Source organism: Shewanella morhuae (assembly GCF_003028295.1).
GTDB classification, from domain to species: Bacteria; Pseudomonadota; Gammaproteobacteria; order Enterobacterales; family Shewanellaceae; genus Shewanella; species Shewanella morhuae.
This window is the reverse complement of sequence record NZ_PYSG01000002.1, coordinates 1,314,511-1,339,369: the sequence shown is the minus strand read 5'-3', so window position 1 is coordinate 1,339,369 and position 24,859 is coordinate 1,314,511. Positions and strand designations below refer to the sequence as shown.

At 45.2% G+C, this 24,859-nt stretch carries 19 protein-coding genes; 16 read left to right on the top strand and 3 right to left on the bottom strand.

Going from position 1 to position 24,859, the window contains the following annotated elements; genetic code table 11:
* Positions 1–49: 49 nt before the first annotated feature.
* Entirely contained in the window at positions 50–1,426 is a 1,377-nt protein-coding gene (locus C9I43_RS06380; RefSeq protein ID WP_076500290.1) for an L-serine ammonia-lyase, read from the top strand.
* A gap of 96 nt (positions 1,427–1,522) precedes the next feature.
* On the opposite strand, the gene fghA is transcribed toward C9I43_RS06380, so the two are convergent.
* On the bottom strand, positions 1,523–2,365 hold the full coding sequence (fghA, locus tag C9I43_RS06375) for an S-formylglutathione hydrolase (RefSeq protein WP_107882782.1): 843 nt from the start codon (positions 2,363–2,365) through the stop codon (positions 1,523–1,525).
* 128 nt (positions 2,366–2,493) lie between these two features.
* Positions 2,494–3,633 (bottom strand): S-(hydroxymethyl)glutathione dehydrogenase/class III alcohol dehydrogenase, encoded by a 1,140-nt coding sequence (locus C9I43_RS06370; RefSeq protein ID WP_076500287.1) that lies wholly within the window; start codon positions 3,631–3,633, stop codon positions 2,494–2,496.
* 202 nt (positions 3,634–3,835) lie between these two features.
* Between C9I43_RS06370 and C9I43_RS06365 the strand changes: the two genes are divergently transcribed.
* The 3 genes from C9I43_RS06365 to C9I43_RS06355 all read left to right on the top strand — a co-directional run bounded on the left by C9I43_RS06365 (position 3,836) and on the right by C9I43_RS06355 (position 6,407).
* Positions 3,836–4,708, top strand: a complete 873-nt coding sequence (locus C9I43_RS06365; protein ID WP_076500285.1) for a LysR family transcriptional regulator — start codon at positions 3,836–3,838, stop codon at positions 4,706–4,708.
* Between the two features lie 400 nt (positions 4,709–5,108).
* Positions 5,109–5,732, top strand: a complete 624-nt coding sequence (locus C9I43_RS06360) for a DUF938 domain-containing protein (RefSeq protein WP_107882780.1) — start codon at positions 5,109–5,111, stop codon at positions 5,730–5,732.
* Positions 5,733–6,116: 384 nt separating this feature from the next.
* On the top strand, positions 6,117–6,407 hold the full coding sequence (locus C9I43_RS06355) for a cytochrome c3 family protein (RefSeq protein WP_076500281.1): 291 nt from the start codon (positions 6,117–6,119) through the stop codon (positions 6,405–6,407).
* Positions 6,408–6,565: 158 nt separating this feature from the next.
* Here the strand turns inward: C9I43_RS06355 and yoaA are convergent, their stop codons facing one another.
* Positions 6,566–8,575, bottom strand: a complete 2,010-nt coding sequence (gene yoaA / locus C9I43_RS06350; protein WP_181317858.1) for a DNA repair helicase YoaA — start codon at positions 8,573–8,575, stop codon at positions 6,566–6,568.
* An 873-nt stretch (positions 8,576–9,448) separates the two neighbouring features.
* Between yoaA and C9I43_RS06340 the strand changes: the two genes are divergently transcribed.
* The 12 genes from C9I43_RS06340 (at position 9,449) to C9I43_RS06285 (ending at position 24,846) form a co-directional block, all read left to right on the top strand.
* Complete coding sequence (locus C9I43_RS06340) at positions 9,449–9,841, top strand: hypothetical protein (RefSeq protein ID WP_107882776.1); 393 nt, start codon at positions 9,449–9,451, stop codon at positions 9,839–9,841.
* Positions 9,842–9,979: 138 nt separating this feature from the next.
* Positions 9,980–10,633 carry an AbiV family abortive infection protein gene (locus tag C9I43_RS06335; RefSeq protein WP_107882774.1) on the top strand — a complete coding sequence of 218 codons (654 nt, stop codon included), beginning with the start codon at positions 9,980–9,982 and terminating at the stop codon, positions 10,631–10,633.
* Between the two features lie 958 nt (positions 10,634–11,591).
* The gene (gene hisG / locus C9I43_RS06330; protein WP_076502215.1) at positions 11,592–12,491 is read left to right on the top strand and encodes an ATP phosphoribosyltransferase; all 900 of its coding nucleotides are present in this window, start codon (positions 11,592–11,594) and stop codon (positions 12,489–12,491) included.
* Between the two features lie 3 nt (positions 12,492–12,494).
* The gene (hisD, locus tag C9I43_RS06325; protein ID WP_107882772.1) at positions 12,495–13,796 is read left to right on the top strand and encodes a histidinol dehydrogenase; all 1,302 of its coding nucleotides are present in this window, start codon (positions 12,495–12,497) and stop codon (positions 13,794–13,796) included.
* Positions 13,797–13,870: 74 nt separating this feature from the next.
* The gene (gene hisC / locus C9I43_RS06320) at positions 13,871–15,034 is read left to right on the top strand and encodes a histidinol-phosphate transaminase (RefSeq protein ID WP_107884060.1); all 1,164 of its coding nucleotides are present in this window, start codon (positions 13,871–13,873) and stop codon (positions 15,032–15,034) included.
* Between the two features lie 55 nt (positions 15,035–15,089).
* The gene (hisB, locus tag C9I43_RS06315) at positions 15,090–16,181 is read left to right on the top strand and encodes a bifunctional histidinol-phosphatase/imidazoleglycerol-phosphate dehydratase HisB (RefSeq protein ID WP_107882770.1); all 1,092 of its coding nucleotides are present in this window, start codon (positions 15,090–15,092) and stop codon (positions 16,179–16,181) included.
* Positions 16,182–16,215: 34 nt separating this feature from the next.
* On the top strand, positions 16,216–17,016 hold the full coding sequence (hisH, locus tag C9I43_RS06310) for an imidazole glycerol phosphate synthase subunit HisH (protein WP_181317857.1): 801 nt from the start codon (positions 16,216–16,218) through the stop codon (positions 17,014–17,016).
* A gap of 73 nt (positions 17,017–17,089) precedes the next feature.
* Positions 17,090–17,827, top strand: a complete 738-nt coding sequence (gene hisA / locus C9I43_RS06305) for a 1-(5-phosphoribosyl)-5-[(5-phosphoribosylamino)methylideneamino]imidazole-4-carboxamide isomerase (protein ID WP_107882768.1) — start codon at positions 17,090–17,092, stop codon at positions 17,825–17,827.
* Positions 17,809–18,582, top strand: coding sequence for an imidazole glycerol phosphate synthase subunit HisF (gene hisF, locus C9I43_RS06300; RefSeq protein ID WP_107882766.1), 774 nt, complete (start codon positions 17,809–17,811; stop codon positions 18,580–18,582). Before hisA ends, hisF begins: the two co-directional genes overlap by 19 nt.
* Before the next feature lie 85 nt (positions 18,583–18,667).
* Entirely contained in the window at positions 18,668–19,306 is a 639-nt protein-coding gene (gene hisIE, locus C9I43_RS06295) for a bifunctional phosphoribosyl-AMP cyclohydrolase/phosphoribosyl-ATP diphosphatase HisIE (protein ID WP_107882763.1), read from the top strand.
* A gap of 751 nt (positions 19,307–20,057) precedes the next feature.
* On the top strand, positions 20,058–21,245 hold the full coding sequence (locus C9I43_RS06290; protein ID WP_107882761.1) for an aromatic amino acid transport family protein: 1,188 nt from the start codon (positions 20,058–20,060) through the stop codon (positions 21,243–21,245).
* 253 nt (positions 21,246–21,498) lie between these two features.
* Positions 21,499–24,846, top strand: a complete 3,348-nt coding sequence (locus tag C9I43_RS06285) for an intermembrane phospholipid transport YdbH family protein (protein ID WP_107882759.1) — start codon at positions 21,499–21,501, stop codon at positions 24,844–24,846.
* Positions 24,847–24,859: the final 13 nt, after the last annotated feature.

Here is a 24,859-nt window from a genome sequence, read left to right as displayed (position 1 = left end):
CTGTACACTCAGACTAAAATAATAATTAAGACACAACAGGACTTCTATCATGATTAGCGTATTTGACATGTTCAAGATTGGCATCGGTCCATCGAGTTCACACACTGTTGGCCCAATGAAAGCGGGCAAAATTTTTATGCAGCGCCTTACGGACTCGGGACTTTATAGCCAAATCGACGAATTAAGAGCTGAACTTTTTGGCTCTCTTGGCCAAACGGGTAAAGGACACGGCACGGGCAAAGCGGTTATTTTAGGATTAATGGGCGAAGATCCTGAATTTGTCGATACCGAAAGCATTGATGGCATTTTAGACAGTGCATCCAAAAATGAAACACTGACGCTCAGTGACGGCAAAATCATTAAATTTACCCGTGAACATGGCATTATCTACCACAGACGTAAATCACTGCCCGCTCATGCCAACGCCATGACCTTATTTGCTTATAGCCAAGGTGAATGCATTTACGAGCGAACTTACTACTCTGTCGGTGGCGGATTTATCTTAGACGAAGATGAAATTAACCAGCGTAATGCTTCGCCCGCATCACCAATTCAATCGGCTCCATTTGAGTTTGATAGCGCGGCGCAACTGCTCGAATTGTGTGGTCAACAGGGTCTGAGCATTTCATCTTTGATGATGGCAAACGAGTTGAGTTTAGCTAGCGAAGATGACGTAAAAGCCAAGCTGTGGAATATTTGGCAAACGATGAAAACCTGTATCGAACGCGGTTATCAAAAAGAAGGTATTTTACCTGGTGGCTTAAAGCTGCGCCGCCGCGCCCCTGCGCTTTATCGTCGTTTAAAAGCTGAAGGCCGTAACAATATCGACCCGTTAACGGCAATGGATTGGGTTGATTTATTCGCCCTGTCGGTGAATGAGCAAAATGCGGCAGGTGATCGCGTTGTTACTGCACCAACAAACGGCGCTGCTGGGATTATTCCTGCCGTATTATGTTATTACGATACTTTCGTACAAGAAGTAGATATTGATGTGTGTGCTCGTTATCTTTTAACGGCGGCAGCGATTGGTATTTTGTATAAGAAAAACGCGTCTATTTCGGGTGCTGAAGTCGGTTGCCAAGGTGAAGTTGGCGTGGCTTGTTCAATGGCCGCTGGCGCACTGACAGAAATCATGGGCGGCACGGTTGAACACGTTGAAAACGCAGCTGAAATTGGTATGGAACATAACTTAGGCTTAACCTGTGATCCCGTTGGCGGCCTAGTGCAAGTGCCTTGTATTGAGCGTAATGCCATGGGCTCAATTAAAGCGATCAACGCCTCTCGTTTGGCACTACGCGGTGATGGTCAGCATAAGGTTTCACTGGATAAAGTGATCAAAACAATGATGGAAACCGGTAGAGATATGCGTAGCAAGTACAAAGAAACTGCTAAAGGCGGCTTAGCGGTCAACATTGTTGAGTGTTAATTTACTCCCGCTAATCGTTTAATCGCAGCATAAAAAATGCCGCAACTGATAAAGTTGCGGCATTTTTGTGTAACTCATTGATACTCACAACCGAACTTACGGCTTAAAGTACAAACTATGGAACTTAAGATGTTCTTCGATAAAGCTCGCAATGAAGTAATAGCTGTGATCGTATCCCGCTTGCATCCGTACATCTAAGGGATAACCCTTAGCTTGAGCAATATCCACTAAGGACTGCGGCATCAATTGGGTATCTAAAAAGTTGTCGGCTTCACCTTGGTCAACCAATACCGGTACTTCGCTAATCGCTAACTTAAGTAATTCACAGGCATCGTACTGGCGCCAATGCTCGCGATTCTCACCTAAATACGCACTAAAAGCCTTAATACCCCAAGGTACATTACTCGGGTTCGAAATCGGACTAAAAGCCGAAATTGAGCTATATCGGTGCGGATTACTCAGTCCAATCACCAAGGCGCCATGGCCGCCCATCGAATGACCCGATATTGCACGCTGCGTGGTCACAGGGAAATGTGCTTCAATCAAAGCTGGCAATTCGTGCACGATATAATCATACATTTTGTAATGACGATTCCACGGTGCTTTTGTCGCATTAAGATAAAAACCCGCGCCTAGGCCTAAATCGTAGGCTTTATCGGTTGCATCGGGTACATCATCTCCACGAGGGCTAGTATCAGGGGCCACAATCGCCATTCCAAGTTCAGCCGCCATGCGCTGCGCGCCAGCCTTTTGCATAAAGTTTTCATCGGTGCAGGTTAGGCCTGAGAGCCAATACAACACAGGCACAGGTTTATTCACCGCTTCTGGCGGCAGATAAATAGCAAAACGCATCTCGCAGTTTAACGATTGAGATTGGTGGCGATATTGCTTATGCCAACCGCCAAAACTCTTGTTACAACTGATATTTTCTATGGTCATACAAGTCCTTTTAAACTCAACGTCACAAAGTTTATCGCCTGCTTAGCTGGCAAAACAACAGACAGATTTAACTCTGTCTGTCCGTTTAATACATCAACCTGAAGCGTCAGTTTGAAATGCAAAACCGCCTATTTATCAAAATGGATCACACTGCGGATACTCTTACCTTCGTGCATCAGCTCAAACGCTTCATTGATTTGCTCGAGCCCCATGGTATGGGTAATAAAGTCATCAAGCTTAAACTCACCAGCTAAGTAACGCTCAACGATGTGTGGTAATTCTGAACGCCCTTTCACGCCGCCAAAGGCGGAGCCGCGCCATACTCGACCCGTTACCAGCTGGAATGGACGAGTTGAAATCTCTTGACCCGCCCCCGCAACACCGATGATCACAGACTCGCCCCAGCCCTTGTGGCAACACTCTAAAGCGCTGCGCATCACGTTGACGTTGCCGATACACTCAAAGGAGTAATCCACACCGCCATCGGTCATCTCAACAATCACATCTTGGATAGGCTTATCGAATAATTTAGGGTTGATACAATCGGTAGCGCCGAGCTTTTTAGCCAACTCAAACTTAGACTCGTTGATATCGATGGCAATAATGCGGCTGGCTTTGGCCATAGTTGCGCCAATAATGGCCGATAAACCGATACCGCCAAGACCGAAAATAGCAACGGTTGCGCCTTCTTCTACTTTAGCTGTGTTCATCACCGCGCCCATACCAGTGGTTACGCCACAACCCAGTAGGCAAATTTCTTCTAATGGCGCACTTTTATTGACTTTAGCCAATGAAATTTCAGGTAGAACAGTATATTCAGAGAAGGTTGAGCAGCCCATGTAATGGAAGATAGGCTTGCCATCAAGGTAAAAACGCGTGGTGCCATCGGGCATTAAACCTTTGCCTTGGGTCGCACGAATCTTTTGACACAGGTTAGTTTTACCCGATAAACAAAACTTACACTCGCCGCACTCAGGCGTATAAAGAGGGATCACATGGTCGCCCACTTGCACGCTCGTCACGCCCTCGCCCACTTGCTCAACAATACCGCCACCTTCATGGCCTAAAATGGCAGGAAATACCCCTTCTGGATCGTCACCGCTCAGGGTAAACGCATCCGTGTGACATACGCCAGTGGCCACAATGCGTACTAACACTTCGCCCGCTTTGGGTAACATCACATCCACTTCTTCAATTTTAAGTGGTTGTCCTGGCCCCCAAGCAACGGCGGCCTTTGACTTAATAAACTGCGGTTTTTCGTTCGACATGGTTACCGTCCCTTCAGAGGTTATTTGAATAAGTTACATTAATAATAAGTAAATGAATAAGTAGATGAGTAAATGATAGCTGTCATCCGTTTCAATCTGATCCCAACATATCATAGGGAGCATTGAATAATGATGATTGTATTTGTTTCTCAACAAGAGACAATCTACTATTTAAGCAATTTATTTTTACTGAGTGACAACAATGTATTTATGGGATGGTATTTCTGAATTTGTCGCAGTGGCCGAGGCCGAAAGTTTCACCCTCGCAGCCCAGCGGCTTAATATTTCCACCGCCCACGTTAGCCGCCAAATCAGTGCGTTAGAAAATCGTCTCGGCACAAAACTGTTTTACCGCACCACTCGCAAAGTGTCGCTAACCGAAGAAGGCACGATTTATTATCGCCATTGCCGCCAGTTACAAACTGGGCTTGAAGAAGCCGAACGCGCTATTTCTAATTTAAAAGATTCGCCCCAAGGCTTAGTTAAACTCACCGCGCCCGTGGCCTATGGCGAGAAATTCATCATGCCGTTACTCAATGATTTTATGGTGCAATATCCCAGTGTGGAGTTTAACGTCGACTTAACCAACCGCACCTTAGACTTGGTTGAAGGCGGTTACGATTTAGCGATTCGTCTCGGCAAACTTGCCGATTCTAGCTTAATGGCAAAACCGCTCAGCAGCCGCACGCATTATGTGGCCGCCTCACCGAGTTATGTGGAAAAGTACGGCCAACCGCATACGCTGTCTGAACTCAATCAACATAATTGCCTGATCGGGAATCATAATTACTGGCGCTTTGTGGAAAACGGCCGTGAGCGCAATATAAAAGTACGCGGTGGCCTGAGTTGTAACAGCGGTTACGCACTAAGAGATGCGGCGCTAAAGGGTATAGGTATTGTGCAACTGCCTGATTATTATATTGAGGATGATATAAATGCAGGAAATTTGCTCTCTTTACTTGACGGTCACCGCGAAGCAAAAGAAGGCATTTGGGCACTTTACCCCCAAAACCGTCATCTGTCGGCCAAGATCCGCGTATTAGTGGATTATCTTGCCGAAAAATTGATTGAATAGACTCCAGCGAAATGGTTCAAGGTTGACCATCACAGCTAAAACGGCGCACACTCGCGCCAGTTTTCACTATCGGTCTTTACCACTCATTTTGAATACCTATTTTTAACTACCTATTTTAACAAAAAATGTAATACAACATCTTAACGCCCATGCTTGATGACCAAACTCTTCATTTTACGGTATGTAGAAATATCCGTTCAATCCAGGGCAGAATTACAGTGGCATAACACCAAAAGAAGCGAAAAATAATATACCTCAACCTTGAGGACGCTAGCGTTTGTGATACACATTGTATAAAGGCGAATGCTCGCGTTATCTTTTAATCTTATTTTTTATGTCAGCTTAAGGTAGGCTTAGAGCCGTTATTATTCTTTTATCTTTTAGCAGCCTAGAGTCCATTATGTCACTATTACCTCTTATCCAAGCGCCCTTTTCCCAAGCCTGCGAGAACAACAAAGCGCCTATACTAGCCGTATTAACACAAGCATTCTCACTCAACCGACATGTACTCGAAATCGGCAGCGGCACGGGCCAACATGCGGTGTATTTTGCTGCCAATCTGCCCCATTTAATCTGGCAAACTAGCGATCAAGCTGAATATATTGGGGGAGTGACTGCGCGCTGTGAGCAAGAAAGCACCACAACCAACCTAGTCTTACCACTTATTCTTGATGTTACCGCGCCATGGCCGGTCGGCGGCTTAACACCCGAGATTGACGCCGTTTTCAGCGCCAATACTTTGCATATTATGAGCAAAAACATGGTAGAAGCGTTTTTTAACGGCCTTGGACTGTATCTACCTCAACTTAACACCCTGTGTATTTACGGCCCGTTTAACTACCAAAGCGAATTTAGCAGTGACAGCAATCGTCAATTTGATGGTTTTTTAAAACAACGCGATCCCGCCAGTGGCATTCGCGATATAGAATGGATTTGCTGTTTAGCTAGCGAGCAAGGGCTAACGCTTCAGCAAGATGTCGCAATGCCAGCAAATAATCGTTTATTACAATTTGTGCGAGACTGACTTTAGTCATTAAGCCCGAATTCAACGCCTCTTTAAATGCATAATTCTAATAATCAGAATTATGCAACGCAGATTAATTCATTAGAATAATAAAACCCTCCGCATCGCCTTAGTCATACTTTTAAACTAAACAATCATTAACTCAGCCATTTTTGATAACGATCAATATTTTATACCTTTAAAAAATTATTATAGCGACGTGAATGGCTTAATTTAAAAACATTAAAGGTAGATATTGACACCTAATTTATTAACCTACAATTAGTTTGCTACATATTAATGCAGCATGAAATAAACATTTCACACAAAAGATATAATTTAAAATAAATAATATACCGGTTTGAGAATGATGATTTAACCTAAAAATAAAAGAAGGAAAATGATATGTTTAAAAAGATGATGCTAGTCGCTGCACTGTGCTTGTCGACAAATATAATGGCGGCATCACTTGCCGATAGCCATTCTGAAAGAGCTGATTGTGAATCTTGTCACAAGGATAAAGCGCCTTCTGCAGATTTAGCGTTTGAAAATCAGCAATGTATTTCATGCCATGGTGAAATGAAAACCCTCACAGGGGAAGCTCATGCTAAGCATGATGGCGTAGTAGAATGCACGACTTGCCATATCGCCCACGAAGAAAAAGCACCTGCTGATTCCTGTAAAGACTGCCATTAATTGACTATCATTGTAAAAACTTATGTTGAACAACATCATTAGGCTAAATGCTGTTTAGCCTAATTTCAACGGGACTTGTCACCTACTGATTGTAAGTGGCAAGTTTCATCTACGCTTTAATGTTATTGATATATAACCAGTAAATATCTGATTAATCCTCAAGATATCCCTCTCAAGAAAGTCAGCGCTTTATCTAAGTCACGGGTGCGCGCCATCGGCGGCAAGGAATTTAAAAAGGCTTGGCCGTAATAGCGATTTACAATGCGATTATCGCAAAGGATCAGCACACCGCGATCTTTCTCATCGCGAATAAGCCGCCCAACTCCTTGTTTAAGCGCAATAATTGCCTGAGGCAAGGATACTTCGGTAAAAGGATCGAGTCCCTGACGACTCACATTATCGGCTCGGGCGCGATACAAAGGCTCATCGGGCGATACAAAAGGTAATTTGTCGATAATCACGCAGCTCAGTAGCTTGCCGCGCATATCCACCCCTTCCCAGAAACTACTGGTGCCGAGCAACACCGCATTGCCGAGTTGGCGAAACTTAGTCAGCAGGCTTTGTTTACCCGCTTGACCTTGTACCAACAGCGGATACTGGGTGCGCGTTCGCAGTGCCAGCGCCGTTTGTTCGAGCATTTTATGGCTGGTAAATAAAATAAAAGTACGGCCCTGCGCCGCATTAATCGCTTGCACGCACACATCTACTAACTGTTTTAATGCTTGCTGTTGATTGGTCACACTACCCAGTTGCCGCGGCACACAAAATACCGCTTGGCGGGGATAATCGAAGGGACTGTCGAGAATGCTTTGCTTTGAATCGACAATGCCCATCTCCCGAGCAAAATGGGCAAGACTACGGTTAACCTGCAAGGTTGCCGAGGTAAATATCCAGCTGGTATCGGGCACAAATAGCTGCTGACACTCACGGGCAATATTAATCGGTGAAATTCGCAGCACCACAAAACGGCTACTAAATTCGATGCTGTAAGCCGCCTGATTATTATCACAGTTAAAAAACACACTGAGCTTATTATTCAGCTCCGCTAATTTAATGGCAATCTCGTCTAATAATTCACTACGACCAATATGGGCCATTAATAATTTTTGTAGCGCGGTTAATTCCGCTAATAAATCCCATGATGCGCTCGCGAGTGCTTTATTAGCCAACACTAAACGCCAATCTGATTCACCGCAGGCATATAACTGATTATGCCAATCACTTAATTTAACAAGGCAGCGCTGGCAAAATTGTTCGAGTTGTCCGGTATCAGTCAATTCAGTTTGATAAATAACCAGTAGCTTTTGAATAAAATCATCGATAGAGCGACTCGAGCATTGCTGGCCAAAATAGTTAACACAAATGTCGGGTAATAAATGCGCTTCATCAAAAATCACCACGTCAGCATCCGGTAATAGCTCAGCAAAGCCGGTATCTTTCAACACGCTATCAGCAAAAAATAAATGATGGTTAACTACAATGATTTTGGCATCCATGGCACGGCTGCGCGCTTTGCGGGTAAAGCAGGCATCATAAAAATCGCAGCGCTTACCAATGCAAGTTTCCTTGGTGCTGACCACTAGCGGCAGCGCCGATGAGTTTTCTGGCACTGAGGTTAAACCACCAATATCGCCATCTTTACAGGTGCTCGCCCATTGATTGATTTTCAATAAATCATCCAACAAGCGCGCCTCGATATGCGTCGCCTCGCTCATTTGTTTATCGAGTCGCCACTGGCACAGATAATTATTACGCCCCTTTAACAGCGCCAATTTGGGCTCAATCCCCAACATGGTGACCAGCGCAGGTAAATCTTTAAAAAACAACTGCTCTTGCAGATTTTTACTGCCCGTACTGACAATAACTTGCTTACCACTCAATATCGCGGGGATCACATACGCAAAGGTTTTACCTACGCCTGTCCCCGCTTCTATCACCACATTGCCTTTTGCTGCTATCGCCTCACTCACCTCCTGCGCCATCTGCATTTGGCTTGCTCTGGCACTAAACCCTTGAATATGCTTAGACAATACTCCATCGGGCAAAAATGCCCGTTGCACTTCGCCCGCAAGTCGACTCACCGCAGCAGCGCCTTTTGCGGCAACGAGTTTAGCGGTTTTCTCTTTGGAGACAGCAGGCTTTGATGTCGGTTGGCGGGAGCGAGTCAAAGGGAAAATAAATCCTTTATCAAGGTGTTAGGAACGTCAGTGAAAATAGTACTGCAAGTCCACACAATAAATTACTGAGCGAGTGCATAGTGATACTTTATAAGCACAAACAATGGTTAGTAACGCAAACCACTGCCGTAAACTGTAGTGTTAAGCTTAACGGCTCGAAGCATTATGCTGATTTAAGATAAGACTACAAGTTAGCTGCGTAACTTACGCCAATTTACATCCACCAAAGCATATGCGCTAGCTGTAACGGTTCGCAAGCTTCTGCCGATTTCAGCCTGCTACTATCACTTGAAATAAATAAGCTACCTCAGCAAAGCAAAACTCTATAGCATTATATACGCTCGATAACAGGATGTTTCAGTGCCCAAGCATCAATACTAAAACGCAGGTAACCAGGATGAATGATGTCAAACGTCAGTCTTATCAATTTAAAAATAAGTGACGCAACAACGTCTACTCCAATTTTATTATTTTGATTCAAAATTTTGGAGTAAAGAAGATATAGGCATTGATGGTTTATATGATGGCTCTACAGCGTCAGATCTTGAATCCTACGTTAACTCACAAGAGGCAAAAGCCTACCTCATTTGGGTAAATGAAGTATTGGTAGGTGAGAGAATATGGCTCGAACTTAATCCATCCAATTTCAGCTAACTATCGGAAAATTAATATAAAACGACCAAAACCTCTCGAAAATGTGACTTTCAACCTCTGTAAAAATACCTTTGGTAAACGCGACTTAGGTGTTGTAGGTTATGTTTCGCATCATGGGCTTGGAAATCTCTTTGACGCCCGTTAGCTTAATTGTTAGGGCCTAACATGAAAGATTTAATCTACTCGGATTCGAAAGCGTTCAGGAAAGTAATGCTTAAGATCTCTCCTGAGCGATTTAGCTTTAGCTTACTATCTAATTTCCCAGTGGGCTGTTGTGAATTTACCTCGTATATGCTCGCAAAATTTTTCACCGAAGAACGTGCAATTTCAGACATTAAAATGGTTCATGGTGAAAACCAGTTTAAGAAGTCACAGCGGCATGTCTGGTTAAAAGTTATGGGCTACGATGTTGATATCACTGCAAATCAGTTTTCATCAACAGACAAAACTGTATTCTGTACAACAGATAGTATTTGGCATTATTCTCGTTTCAAAATATTCGAGTCACATCAACCAAACGTGAAATTTGATCATTTTCACGAAGAGTACCAAGAGCAATTACTTAGCGACTATCAGATGGTACTTAAAGACCTTGAGCCCTAACAATCGCATTAAGTTCTCTCATAACCGCTGGGACATCAAAACTACGCGGCGTTTAGTTTGATGCTTCTAAATTTAAATCAAATGCCGCTACGTTTTGCTGCCATTATGCAAAGTGATAGTTTGTAAATCGGAGTACCAGTGAATAAAGAAGACGGAATCTCAAAGTACAAACTGAATAAAATTGCAACGGAGTCTTTGATAAATACTATCCGCCTTCATTTTGACTCTGTGTTGCTCTATGAAAACGGCTCCTACCCAAGTGCTCTTCAGCTTTCAGTCTTGGCTTTGGAGGAGTTTTCAAAGGCCAACTGGGTAGATCACTATATATGGTCATCTGAAACCAATGAGAGTTACCCTGATGCTGAGTTAGAACAAGAATGGCTAAAGCTCCTGTACTTACATCCAAAAAAGCAGTGGAACTTTGTGGCAAGGGAAACAGATGATTATTCGCCAAAGTTTATTTCTCTGATCCAAAGCAAAAAGCTTGAAGAGAAAAAGCAAAATGCAATCTATGTTGGCTTGTCCCGCTCAAAAGGGAAGATTGATACAACTAGCCGAGTTTCAACTCCTTGTAAAATCAAACAAAAAGATGCAAAGCAGTTTATTTCAATTATCAATGATGAACTGCTCAGAATATGCGCAAGAATCGAAGATGATGAGTCCTATTTCGAGGGAGGCAAAGACATGGATGAGGTGTTCGATTATAAGATCTATAAAAAGCTTTTGAAATGGCCCCACAAAAGTGGAATAAAAAATCACAGTTGGAGAAAGAAGAATCTCCAACGCAATTAACAAGCGCATGTTGTCAGACTGGTTTTCCACTGCATTTAAAACCAGGCGCAAATGCGTGCGTTAATCCATAGAAATATTAATCCGAAACCAACGTGTTAAAGTAATAAATCTAACAAGGTTTTGTCCAAAAGCGTGCTGCGTGTCTCCTTAAAACCTACACGCAAATATGTCAAAAAGGTGAGCAATGGTGATTAACGAGACGACCGTCGCCCCACGGACGGGGCGGCCCTGCATCCAAGGATGGACTGGAACAACATCCCTGTTTAACTGCCAGTTCGCCGTCCATGGCTCTCGTTCATAAGCTCAGAAACCCTAGGTTTCGATTCACCGTGTCGATGAGCGAATACCATGGCAAGCCTGTGTGAGTTGGATATCAATAAAGACCTAATAACTCACAACTCAAGTTTCTATCCACTTGCAACATCCCCCAACAAGCATGCTCGACTTCTTTGCCCAGCGATAATCATCTGCCTTTTCACAGAAACGCATAAATATTCTCATTTAATTCAAATTGGCTGTTGCAAAGGCTGATGAAAGCGGTTAATTTAAATCCACTTAAACGGATAGACGTCCGTAAATACAGAATTAAACATCAAGCCAATACAGAGACAATGATATGAGCCGATTACTGAACGCTATCCACCATCACCACCATATGCGGTAGCCTTCGGACGCTCACTGCCGGAGGACTATATCCTTCTGGCGGACTGATTCAAGATGATCATAAACCCCTGGAAGGAATTCCGGGGGTTTTTTGCATTTAGGCGTTAATTTTGGTTTTAATTTGGATTTTATTTTAAATAGGTAATTTTAGATATTTAATAAATTATCAATACGTTAGCTAGAACACTTGGCTAGATTTATTAGCGAGAGCCATTGAATGGCAAGGCGTATTAAACCGATTAAACAGCACACTTTTGAATCTTTTAATTTTGATACTTTTGAGCGAGATAACACTATGACTGAATCAACCCGTTTACGTATTGCCATCCAGAAATCTGGTCGTCTTTCAACCGAATCGCAACAACTACTAAAAAGCTGCGGTGTTAAATTTACCATTAATGAACAACGACTTATCGCTCACTCTGACAATATGCCTATCGATTTACTGCGCGTTCGTGATGACGATATCCCAGGATTGGTGATGGACGGTGTAGTCGACATGGGGATTATTGGTGAGAACGTACTCGAAGAAGAACAAATCGAGCGTCAAACACTGAATAAACCGGCAGATTGCCTCAAACTGCGTCAGTTAGATTTTGGTTCATGTCGCCTGTCACTCGCCGTGCCAAAAGAGTTCAGCTATAAAGACCCGTCATCGTTAGAGGGGTTGCGTATCGCTACGTCATACCCCAACTTGCTGCGCCGTTTTATGCAAGAAAAAAGCATAACTTATCGCGACTGTTTATTAAAAGGCTCGGTTGAAGTCGCGCCGCGTGCTGGTCTTGCCGATGGTATTTGTGATTTAGTCTCTAGTGGCGCCACCTTAGAAGCCAATGGTTTATACGAAACCGAAGTTATTTACCGCTCTATGGCCTGCATCATTCAATCAACTCAAACCCAAACGCCAGCCAAACAAGCATTAATCGATAAAATTTTATCCCGCGTGAATGGCGTTATTCGTGCCCGTGAAAGTAAATACATTTTATTGCACGCGCCAACCGAAACCTTAGCTCAAATCGTCGCCCTACTGCCCGGTGCCGAAAACCCTACCGTATTGCCATTAAACGACGATACTAACCGCGTGGCTATTCACGCAGTCAGTACCGAAGATTTGTTCTGGGACACGATGGAACAGCTAACTGCACTCGGTGCCAGTTCGATTCTAGTGATGCCAATCGAAAAAATGATGGGGTAATGTATGGATATCCTAACTTGGTCAACCTTATCAATCGCCGAACAGAAAGATGCCCTCAAACGTTCACCCTTAATTGGTGATAGTGGCTTAGAGCAAAGCGTTCGCGCCATTCTCGATGCAGTAGCAAGCCGCGGTGATGCCGCCATTGCAGAATTTAATCAGAAGTTTGATGGCTTTAATAGCGCAAAAGTGGGCGAACTGCGCATGGGCGAAAGCGAGATTGCCGCAGCAAGTGCACGGGTGTCACCGGAGCTAAAAGCTGCCATCGCCAAAGCAATGGCTAATATTGATGTGTTTCACAGCGCCCAGCAATTTAGCCCGATTGATATGGAAACCGAGGCAGGAGTGCGCTGTGAGCTACGTAACGAACCGATAGAAAAAGTGGGCTTATACATTCCAGGTGGCAGTGCGCCGTTAATCTCTACCGTGATGATGCTCGCCCTGCCCGCCAAAATTGCCGGTTGCGAGCAAAGGGTGTTAGTCAGCCCACCGCCCATCAACGATGCCATTATTTATGCCGCTAATGCCTGTGGCATTACAGAAATCTATCAAGTCGGCGGCGCGCAGGCGATTGCAGCCCTGGCCTTTGGCACAGAAACCATTCCTGCAGTCGATAAAATTTTTGGCCCAGGTAATCGTTATGTAACTGAGGCTAAACGTCTGGTATCTCAAGATGGTCGCTGCACTGTGTCTATCGACATGCCCGCGGGGCCTTCTGAAGTGTTAGTGATTGCTGATAGTGACGCAAATTGTGAGTTTATTGCCGCCGATTTACTCTCGCAAGCGGAGCACGGCCCTGATTCACAAGTGATTTTAGTGACAGACTCGCAAGCTATCGCCGCTGGCGTAAATGACGCGCTGACAAGGCAGCTGGCCGCCCTGCCGCGTAGTGATATCGCCGCAAGCGCCCTGCTCAGCAGTCGCACTTTTATCGTCGATAATATGCTGCAAGCCGCGCAGGTATCTAACCAATATGGGCCTGAGCACTTGATCATTCAAACGCGCTTTCCACGCGAGGTGCTTAAAAACATTCGCGCTGCGGGATCAGTATTTTTAGGCGCTTATACGCCGGAATCTGTCGGCGATTATGCCAGTGGTACCAACCATGTGTTGCCGACCTACGGTTATAGCCGCGCGGTATCTAGCCTGTCCTTAGCCGATTTTAGCCGCCGCTTTACCGTGCAAGAGCTCAGTGCCAAGGGTTTAATCGGGCTTGGACAAGCGGTCATGACGTTAGCCAGTAACGAATTGCTCGATGCGCACAAAAATGCCGTTGCCATTCGTCTAGCTAGCCTAGAGAAATGATCCGCTTAAACCTTAAGTGAACAACTCTTAAGTACTTAGCACTTAAGTGAATAAAATGGAGCTGAGTGAATAAAATGAGCCAAGTAAGCAGCATGGATAAGACAGCAGAACCCACAGTATTAGCATCACAGCTAACCTTAGCCGAGCGCCTAGCACGCCCTGAGTTACTGGACTTAACGCCCTACCAAAGTGCCCGTAGATTAGGCGGTCAAGGTGATATTTGGATTAACGCCAATGAATCGCCGTTTAATAATGTTGATACGGCAACACTTGATTTGTCCAAACTGAATCGTTATCCAGAATGCCAGCCACCCGAGCTTATCAAGGCCTACAGCGAATACAGTGGCGTAAGCGCGCAAAAAATTGTCGCGAGTCGCGGCGCCGATGAAGCCATTGAGCTATTGATTCGCGCTTTTTGCATCCCGGGCGTTGATAGTATTGCCTGCTTTGGCCCAACCTATGGCATGTATGCCATCAGCGCCAACACCTTCAACGTAGGTGTTAAAGCACTAAATCTCAGCGTTGAGTATGGCTTACCGGCAAATTATGTCGATGAAGTGCGCGGCGCAAAACTGGTGTTTATCTGCAATCCCAATAATCCGACCGGCACTGTGATTGAAAAAGCCATTATTGAGCAAGCAATCAAAGCCCTGCCAGACGCGCTGGTAGTGATTGACGAAGCCTACATTGAGTTTTGCCCTGAATACAGCGTGGCGGATTTGCTAGCAAGTTATCCCAATCTAGTGGTACTGCGCACCCTATCAAAAGCCTTTGCACTCGCCGGCGCACGCTGTGGTTTTATGCTGGCAAACGAGGCCGTAGTCGAAATCATTATGCGCGTGATTGCGCCCTATCCAGTGCCGCTGCCCGTGAGTGAGGTTGCCACGCAGGCGCTATCAAGCACTGGCGTTACACGGATGAAAGAACAAGTTGCCGAATTAAACCAGCAAGGCGCCAGACTCACTGCGGCTATCAGCGCCTATTGTGACCAATTCTGTGGTGAAAAGCTCGGCGGCGTCGATTCCCGCGCCCGCGTACTTAAACCTAATGGTAATTATGTGCTGGCTGAATTTGATGATGTCGCCAAAGTCGCGGCTTTACTACAGGGCAGCGGCGTTGTCGCCCGTGCCTACAAAGACCCAAGGCTTGCCAAGGCTATTCGCTTTAGCTTTAGCTCAAAGGCAGATACCGATTTTCTAGTGAATTTATTTGAATCACAACTTTATGATTATAAATAAAAATAACTAATAACATATTATTTAAACAAATTGAATCAAATTTAAAGGTAGCAAAATGAACCCCATATTTACCCCAAACGTTGCACAAAAAATCTTATTTATCGATCGTGATGGCACCTTAATTGAAGAACCTATCACCGATAAACAAGTCGATAGTCTGGCTAAATTAGTGTTTGAGCCACAGGTGATACCCGCCCTGCTGCGTCTACAGAATGCGGGGTTTCGCTTAGTTATGGTCAGTAATCAAGATGGCCTTGGCACATCATCTTTCCCACAGGAAGATTTCGACGCGCCGCATAATATGATGATGCAAATCCTCAAAAGCCAAGGGGTGAACTTCGAAGATGTGGTGATTTGCCCACACTTTAATGATGAAAATTGCAGCTGCCGCAAACCAAAACTTGGGTTGCTCAAAGAGTATTTAACCCAAGGTTGTATCGATTTCACCCAATCGGCAGTGATTGGCGATCGTGAAACCGATGTCGAACTGGGTAATGCCATGGGCATCAAAAGTGTGAAATACCAACGCGATACTTTGGGCTGGAATGCCATCGCCGATGCGCTACTTAATAAAGGCCGCATCGCAACGGTAGTACGCACCACGAAGGAAACAGACATTCGCGTAACTGTAGATCTGGACAGTACAGTTAAAGGTAAAATCGACACTGGCATTGGCTTTTTCGACCACATGCTCGATCAAATTGCTACCCACGGTAATTTTAGAATGGATGTGAAAGTCGATGGCGACTTAGAAATCGACGATCACCACAGCGTCGAAGATACTGCGCTGGCCATAGGTGATGCCCTGCGCCAAGCACTCGGTGATAAACGCGGCATTGCCCGATTCGGTTTTAGCCTGCCGATGGACGAAGCCAAGGGCGAATGTTTACTGGATATCTCTGGTCGTCCTTTTATCAAGTTCTCAGCCGATTTTGAGCGCGAGCATGTCGGTGGAATGGCCACAGAGATGGTGCCGCACTTCTTCCGCTCCTTTGCCGATGGCCTGCGCTGTACGCTGCATGTGTCGACGCAGGGCGATAACGATCACCACAAGGTTGAAGCTCTATTTAAAGTGCTCGGCCGCGCGCTGCGCCAAGCAGTGAAAGTCGAGGGTGATATTCTGCCATCGAGTAAAGGCGTGCTTTAAGGCTGCGTCAGCATAAATCGTTTAAGAGGTTAGGATGCAACAAGACTCGCAACAATCTAAACTAGCTCAACTAAGCGCTAATGAGCTACAAGATACTGATCTTACAAATAACAGTGCCGATGCAGTGATAAGCGACGTCGCTGAAACCGTTATCATAGATACGGGCTGCGCCAATTTAAACTCAGTACGTTTCGCCTTTGAGCGTTTAGGCGCGAAGGTGTTGGTCACCGATGACAAAACTAAAATAAAAGTGGCAAAACGTGTTGTATTGCCGGGCGTTGGCACCGCTGGCGCTGCTATGGCGTCCTTGCATGAAAAAGGCTTAGTCGAATTGATTCAAGGCTTAACTCAACCCGTACTGGGCGTGTGCCTTGGTATGCAAATGCTGGCGGCGATTTCTAAGGAACGTGGCGGAAAAGGTCAAGATTGTCAGTGCTTAGGCATAATCCCTACCGATATTTGCGAGCTGGATACGCAGTTACTTAAAGCTGAAAGCTTACCTTTGCCGCACATGGGCTGGAATCAACTTAACGTCTCCAACAGCCCTAACGTTCACCCGCTGTTTGCGGGTATTGAAGATGGCAGTTATGTGTATTTTGTCCACAGTTACCGCGCGCCATTGAGCGAATTTACCTTAGCCGAGTGTACCTATGGTGAAGGCTTTAGCGCCGCCATCGGCAAAGGCAATTTTATGGGCGTACAGTTTCACCCAGAAAAAAGTGCCGCCGTGGGCGCGCAAATTCTGCGTAACTTTTTACAGATGGACGAAGTGCTGCTAAACGCATCGAAAAAGGATGCTGTGAGCGACTCTACTGACATAAAAAAGAGTAACTGATGAATAAAATACTTAACAAAAAAGTCAACACTAATGGCGCTTTCACACCAAAACTTGTCAGAGAGGTACACTTATGATCATCCCTGCGATTGATTTAATTGATGGCAATGTCGTGCGCCTCTATCAGGGTGATTACGCCCAGCAGACCACCTTTGATTTAAGCCCTTTGGCACAGCTGCAATCCTACGAGGCCCAAGGTGCTAAATGGCTTCATATCGTTGATTTAACGGGCGCGAAAAATCCTGCAAAACGTCAAATTCACCTTATCAGTGAACTCGTTACGGGACTTAACGCCAACATTCAAGTGGGCGGCGGTATTCGCACACAGCAACAAGTCACTGAATTATTAGCTATCGGTGTAAAACGCGTGGTGATTGGCTCTCTCGCGGTAAAAGAGCCTGAATTAGTTAAAGAATGGTTTATTAAATACGGTAGCGAAGCAATTTGCCTGGCACTCGATGTCAATATCAACCAAAGCGGCGAGAAAATTGTCGCGGTATCCGGCTGGCAAAGTGGTGGCGGTAAAAGTTTAGAATCTCTCGTAGATACCTTTAGCGCTGTCGGCTTAAAGCATGCGTTGGTGACTGATATTAGCCGTGATGGCACGCTAACGGGCGCAAATACCGCGCTTTATCAAGAAATTGCCACTAGCTATCCCGATATCGCTTGGCAAGCCTCTGGTGGTATTGCCACTCTTGAGGATGTTGCCGCCGTGCGTGATAGCGGCGCCGCGGGCATCATCATTGGCAAAGCCTTGCTTATCAATCAGTTTAATGTGGCGGAGGCAATCCAATGCTGGCCAAACGACTAGTCCCTTGTTTAGATGTAAAAGACGGTAAAGTTGTAAAAGGCGTGCAGTTTCGTAACCACGAAATTGTTGGCGATATCGTGCCTTTAGCTGCGCGATATGCCGAAGAAGGCGCCGATGAACTGGTGTTTTATGACATTACCGCCAGCGCCCATGATCGCGTAGTCGATAAATCTTGGGTGAGCCGCGTGGCTGAGCAGATTGATATTCCCTTCTGCGTGGCGGGTGGCATTAAAACCATTAGCCAAGCCCGAGAATTATTAGCCTTTGGGGCGGATAAGATTTCAATCAACTCGCCTGCCTTAACCGATCCGAGTTTGATCTCACGCCTGCAAGATGAGTTCGGCCGCCAGTGTATTGTGATTGGTATCGACTCCTTTTTCGATGCCACCAGCAACAGCTATAAGGTAAAGCAATTTACCGGTGATGAAGCAGCGACTAAAGATACGCAGTGGTTTACCCAAGACTGGGTTGAAGAAGTGCAACAACGAGGTTGTGGTGAAATCGTGCTCAATGTGATGAACCAAGACGGCGTGCGCGGCGGCTATGATATCAAGCAGTTAAGTCTTGTTCGTGCTATCTGTGATGTGCCTTTAATTGCCTCTGGCGGCGCTGGCACTATGGCGCATTTTCGTGATGTGTTTATTGAGGCCAAGGTCGATGCGGCGCTGGCTGCGAGCGTATTCCACAAGGCGATTATCAATATCGGTGAGTTAAAGGCCTACTTAGCAGCCCAAGGTATTGCTATCAGGCGTTAAGCGCTGGCTGATGTCGCTTCTCGCTACAGTTAGCACAAGCCAAATACATCACTAAAAAAGCATAAACAAATTAAGAGTAAACACTATGTCAACGCAAACAAACACTCAGTCAGATTTTAGCGAGCTGGATTGGGACAAGCAGGATGGACTTATTCCTGCCGTTATTCAAAATCACTTATCAGGCAAGGTATTAATGCTCGGTTACATGGATAAGGCCGCGTTGGAGAAAACCTTGAACACGGGTAATGTCACCTTTTTCAGCCGCTCAAAACAGCGCTTATGGACCAAGGGCGAAACCTCAGGCAACACGTTAAAGTTGGTCGCTATTGATAAAGATTGCGATAACGACAGCCTTTTGGTGCAAGTGGTCCCCAACGGCCCAACTTGCCACAAAGGCACAGAAAGTTGCTGGTTAGATGACAATGCGCACCCCTTTTTGAATAATCTGGCGAGCTTAATTACCTCACGCAAAGGGCAAAGCGCCGATTCTAGCTACACGGCTTCTTTATTTAAAAGTGGCACTAAGCGTATTGCCCAAAAAGTCGGCGAAGAAGGCCTTGAAACTGCCCTTGCTGCCGCAACCCATGATAAAGAAGAGTTGGTGAATGAAGCCTCTGATCTTATCTATCACTTGCTGGTATTACTCGAAGATCAAAACTTAAGCCTTAGTGATATCACGGCCAACTTACTGGCAAGACACGAAAAAGCGTTACAGCATAAGTAACTGATGCTAAAGCTAATTGATATTGAGTTAGGATGCTCAGTAAGATTGAACTAAATTAATATCGTAACCAATGGACAGGTTAACTCATCAGTATCAGGTTTACTCGTTTAACTGATAACCCATACCGCAGATTTCACTCAAGTCTGCGGCACTTTACTTTTTGCCAACACTTCACCTGCGTTATCGCAAAAAAATGAAAGGGATCCCGACGATAACGTGATGATAAAAAACCATCAAAATACTGTCGTAATGGTTGACAAGTACAGCTAGAATCCCTATCGTAACCGACGTCAAGATATTGCGGTGTTAAGATAATGCAGCTGTTAAAACAGCACTCTGCTACTCTAGGCTCTCATATTCAAGACTCAATTAACCAAGCGACTAGCGCCGAATGTTTATATTATCGACACCAAAAATACTCGCACTGTGGTTATTCATGTTTACTCAACCATTTTACTCAACACAGGCTAAGGCAAGTTTTATGTGTTTCTCACTATTCTATTATCTCTATCTGTAGCCGCAATGGCATAGATAGGCTTCCTCGCCTGACCTTCCATTGTGGCCATATCCGTTCGGATCCGCTGAGCGCCACTGTTATTTCAAAATGAAATAGTGACATGATTTACTGATTAAATGCTAAATAATTAAACGTTAAGTCATTAAACGTTAAATCGCGTCAGACTGTGTAAGCCAGCTATTTTTGGATCACCTCTTTATCTCCTTTATTACAGCTATTTTTTGAGATCTCGTTATGACACAGAATAAAATACTCGGCAGTTTACTCCTTATCGCAGGCACTACAATTGGCGCGGGTATGCTGGCTTTACCTATCGCATCGGCGGGACTGGGGTTTGGTACCTCTTCCGCCATCATGTTGATCCTGTGGGCGCTAATGGCCTACACGGCGCTGTTAATGGTGGAAATCCATCAATTCGCGCCCAGTGACGCCAGCCTTAATCACTTAGCACAACATCTACTGGGTCGTAAGGGTCAGTTAATCGCCAATACTGCTTTGATGTTTTTGCTGTACGCCCTTTGCGCCGCCTACATTGCCGGCGGCGGTGAGCAAGTAAACCAAAAGCTGAGTACTTGGCTAGGGTTAAGTTTGCCACCACAATCGGGCGCCATACTGTTTACCCTGCTGATTGGGGCGATTGTGGGTATGGGGACCCACTGTGTGGACCTTATCAACCGCGGTCTTTTTGCCCTTAAATTATTAGCATTATTACTGATGCTCGCTTTATTGCTACCGCAGGTAGAAAGCCCGCACTTGCTCGAATTGCCCCTCAACCAAGGTTTGATTATCTCGGCTATTCCGGTGATTTTCACCTCATTTGGCTTTCATGGCTCTATCCCTTCTGTCGTGCGTTACTTGGGCGTGGAAGTCAAAGCCCTGCGTAGAATCATGCTGTTAGGCTCGGCCTTACCGCTGGTGATTTATCTTTTATGGCAACTGGGTAGCCAAGGCGTATTGAGCCAAAGTCAATTGCTTGAAAACCAGAGTTTATCGAGTTTTATCAACCAACTGGCAAGCGTGCTACACAGTAAATATCTCAGCAGCGCGATTAGCCTATTTGCCGACTTAGCCTTGGCAACCTCGTTTTTAGGGGTAAGTTTAGGTTTATTCGATTTTATGGCATCCACCTTAAGGCGAAAGGATAATTTTTCTGGCCGCAGCTTGACTGTGACGATCACCTTTTTACCGCCCTTAGGTTTTGCCCTCTTCTATCCACAAGGCTTTATTACAGCCCTTGGTTATGCGGCAATTGCGTTGGTGATCCTCGCCATTTTCTTACCTGTCGCTATGGTGTGGACACAACGCCAAAGGCGAGATATAGCCAGTATGCCGACAGGTTACCGCGTTGCGGGTGGCAAGCTTGCCTTAATCCTCGCCACACTTTGTGGTATTGCCGTTATCGCTGCCCAGATTTTTAGCTAACCGACAAATTAGCTAGCCCAAATAAAATATTAGCTACAAGAGCCTGTAAATCCTCAACTATTAACAACAGGCTCTTGTCTATCGAATGCTGATTTCACATTAGTCAGCTAACGCTTTGAGTGTTAAACTGCCTATCTTAGTGCCTGCATCGGCTTAACAATATGTGCTTAATACATGTACTTAAATACATAGAAAACGAGCCTTAGTGCAATATTAATAACGTGCTCTGTTGATAAGGATAAAGTCAAAGCTTATGCCAATCCCCAACAAGCCCAAATCCCACAAGCAAAGCTCTCAAAGCGCCGCCCACCATCGGGCGCAACAAAATGAGGTGAGTGTAATACCCGCCGATGCGGATGGCATAGTCACAGAAAAAAAGTCGAGCCAAGGTCGTGGTATATTTCCTTTCAAAAAAGCCCTATTGCTCACCAGTTTAAGCGGTATATTGTTTGGCGCAGCGTGCATTATTTGGATTATCAATACTCAAACTGAAAAGCTGATCATGCAGGCAGCTAACTATGCACTCAGTGGTATGGACAGCGAGCTGATTGATATTCACTTGGGCAATAGTCAGTTAGAACAGTGGCGCATTACGTCTGCCTACCTTAGGGTGCATGACAGCAATATCACGCTTAACAATCTGAATGTCGCGCTAACACTCGACTGGCCGCAGAGTTTTGCCGAGCTTAAAAAGTACAGCCAACTATCTTATCTCACTCAAAAAATCACAAAAATCACCACAGGTGACATTGAGGTCGAGTTAGGGGAATCGTTGTTTTTACGCAATCGCAGTGCCATTGATGAACAAGGCCCCGCATTTGCCCTAGATATTAAATCATTACCCTTAATCGATATTGGTAAAACTGACTTTATCCTGAAAGCGCAACATGACTTACCGGCCTATCACCTCGTTATGGACAAACTGAGTCTAAATGGTACCGGTAAAATCAACAGTGAATTTAGCCATGCCGGCGAAAGTATCGCGCAACTTAACGCACAGCTTACCGCCCAAGAATGGCAACTAGAGAGTCACATCGCATTAGCACCACTATTGGCCAGTTTGCATCAGATAAGCCTGAGACAGCATAAAGACAGTGTGCTGTCTCAGTTAAGTGAACTTGATCAACAGTGGCAAGCGTTAGCCATCGATTTACAAGGACAGCTCGTTTCCCATAGCCGCCTTGGGTTAATTTCGGGCGAACTGGCGAGCCAACATAAGTTAGATAACCCAAAGGTTACGTTGAATCAGTTAGCCGCGCTGCAGCTAACGCCTACATCTGGACTCGACTTTAAACCTACGGTTGAATTTGGTATTGCGGGACATTTCACCGAGCTAGGGTTAACTCTTGACCCCTTTAGTTTGGCACTGAGTCCAAACAGTGAACAACAGCAGCAATTAATACAGCTACTCGACGAGCCGCTTTCTAAGCCAGTATCTCAAACATCAACGCCGACATCGCAGCGAGTATTAACGTTACTCTCAGGGCTAAAAACTACCGAAGCGTCAATGGGAATAGCGCTGACATTAACTGAGCCCCTGCATTATCCGCTGACCCGCCCCCAACAGGCACAGCCTTCTCCGTTAACGCAATCCACCCGTATCCAGTTGCCCCATGTACAGCTAAAAACCTTAGGCAGTAAAATTACCACTCAGCTCGACCTCGATAATCTGGAAATCGAACATTCTGCTACGGCATTACAATTCACAACAGATTGGCGCGTTAATGCAGAACAACCATTTCCGCTAAAGTTAACAGACCTCTGGCTAAATGCGTCGCAGGATTTAGGCTGGAATAGCGCTAAATTAAGCAGTAGCGGGCAGTTTAGTTTTACACGCTCACTCAATACTACCGATTGGCAATTTACAACTACACCAATTAACCCAGTCAAATCTACTATTGCAAGTCAGCAACCCACAGTTCAATTCGCGTTAGAAGGACTCAAGCTTTATAGTCCTACCGAACAACAGGCAACCAAAAGTACCGAGTTAAGCCTTGGCAATATCAGCCTCGATGCCCTAGCCCAATTACAACTGAGTTCGCAAATCCAGTATGTACAGCAAAATAGAGGGCCAAACTCACTTTCCAATGTGACGTTAAATACACGGTCAAACACAGGCCCAACTAACCCGAATACAAACCGATTAAACATAGCCTTACCGCCATTAGCATTAACCCTTGAGCAACTGTATTTTTCGCAAACATCGCAGTCGGTAGCAACGATAGATTCGGCCGATGCCGTCACTAGCCGCAGTGATATCAGTGCAGCTGCGTTTTCTATCACATCGCAACAGGACATGTCCTTTGACTTATCGAATGCTGAAACGCCAATCAATGCCTTATTAGCGTTGCCGTGGAGCAATAAACTTGAATGGCAAATCAGTCAGCTCAATATTGATAAACTGCTTAGCAGTAAAGGCCGAAGCCGCAAAGAAACGGTGCTCAAGCTGGATAAATCGGCACTGACACAAACCTTAGAGTGGAAAAATAATACCCTTTTAGGTAATGAGCAATGGCAAGTGGGCACCGTCAAACTGCAAAGCCAACATAAACTGAGCTTCGCCACCGCCACTAAGCCGTTAGCATTAACTGGTCAATGGGTCGTTGACACCAGCATGACTGAAGCCCTTGCGCTGCTTAATCAAACCCAGCCAGTGCCATCAGATCTCAATGTCACTGGCAATAACCAATTACAGGCACAGTTTACCTTAACCCAACTGCGCAAACAGGCGCAATTTGCCATGCAAATTACTCAATCAATGACCGAGCTTAATGGTTTTTATAAAGACATTATTTTTGAAGGTGGCAAACTGCAGGCGCAATGTGAATTCACTTGGGGGCTTTCCCATAAACAAGAAGCGCATAAAAACCTTCAAGATAAAAGCAATGTGAGCAGTTTAAGTAAACTCAACTGCCCACAAACGCTGATGACCTTTAACCTATTCAACCCCGGTTTTCCGCTCACCGATATCGAGGTGGCAGCCGATATTGCACTGAGCAAAGATGCCGCAAAACTACCCGATAATTGGATACAGCAGCTCACAGGATTAAGTGATACCGATGTATCTATGACGGCCAAAGGCAAAGTGTTGAGCGGCCAGTTTTTGCTACCAGAGTTTAGTCTTAAATTACAGGATAAATCCCATGCCTACCTACTACTGCAGGGCATGAGTCTGGAGGAGGTTTTACGCATTCAACCGCAAACAGGTATTTATGCTGACGGTATATTTGATGGCGTATTACCGGTAGATTTAGTCGACGGCAAGGTATCCATTACCGGTGGGCAATTAGCCGCACGAGCCCCCGGCGGCTTGATTGCTATCTCTGGGAACCCCGCAGTGGAACAGATGCGCCAATCCCAGCCCTATCTTGATTTTGTGTTTTCAACAATGGAGCACTTACAATACAGTCAATTATCAAGTAGCTTTGATATGAATCAAGCATGGGATGCCAAGCTACTCGTCGAAGTAAAAGGCCGTAGCCAAGGAGTTGAGCGCCCTATTCACTTGAATTACTCTCATGAAGAGAACATGCTGCAATTATTCAAAAGTCTCCAGATTGGTAATGATTTGCAAGATAGAATCGAAAAATCGGTGAAGTAACAAGGAAACCTCA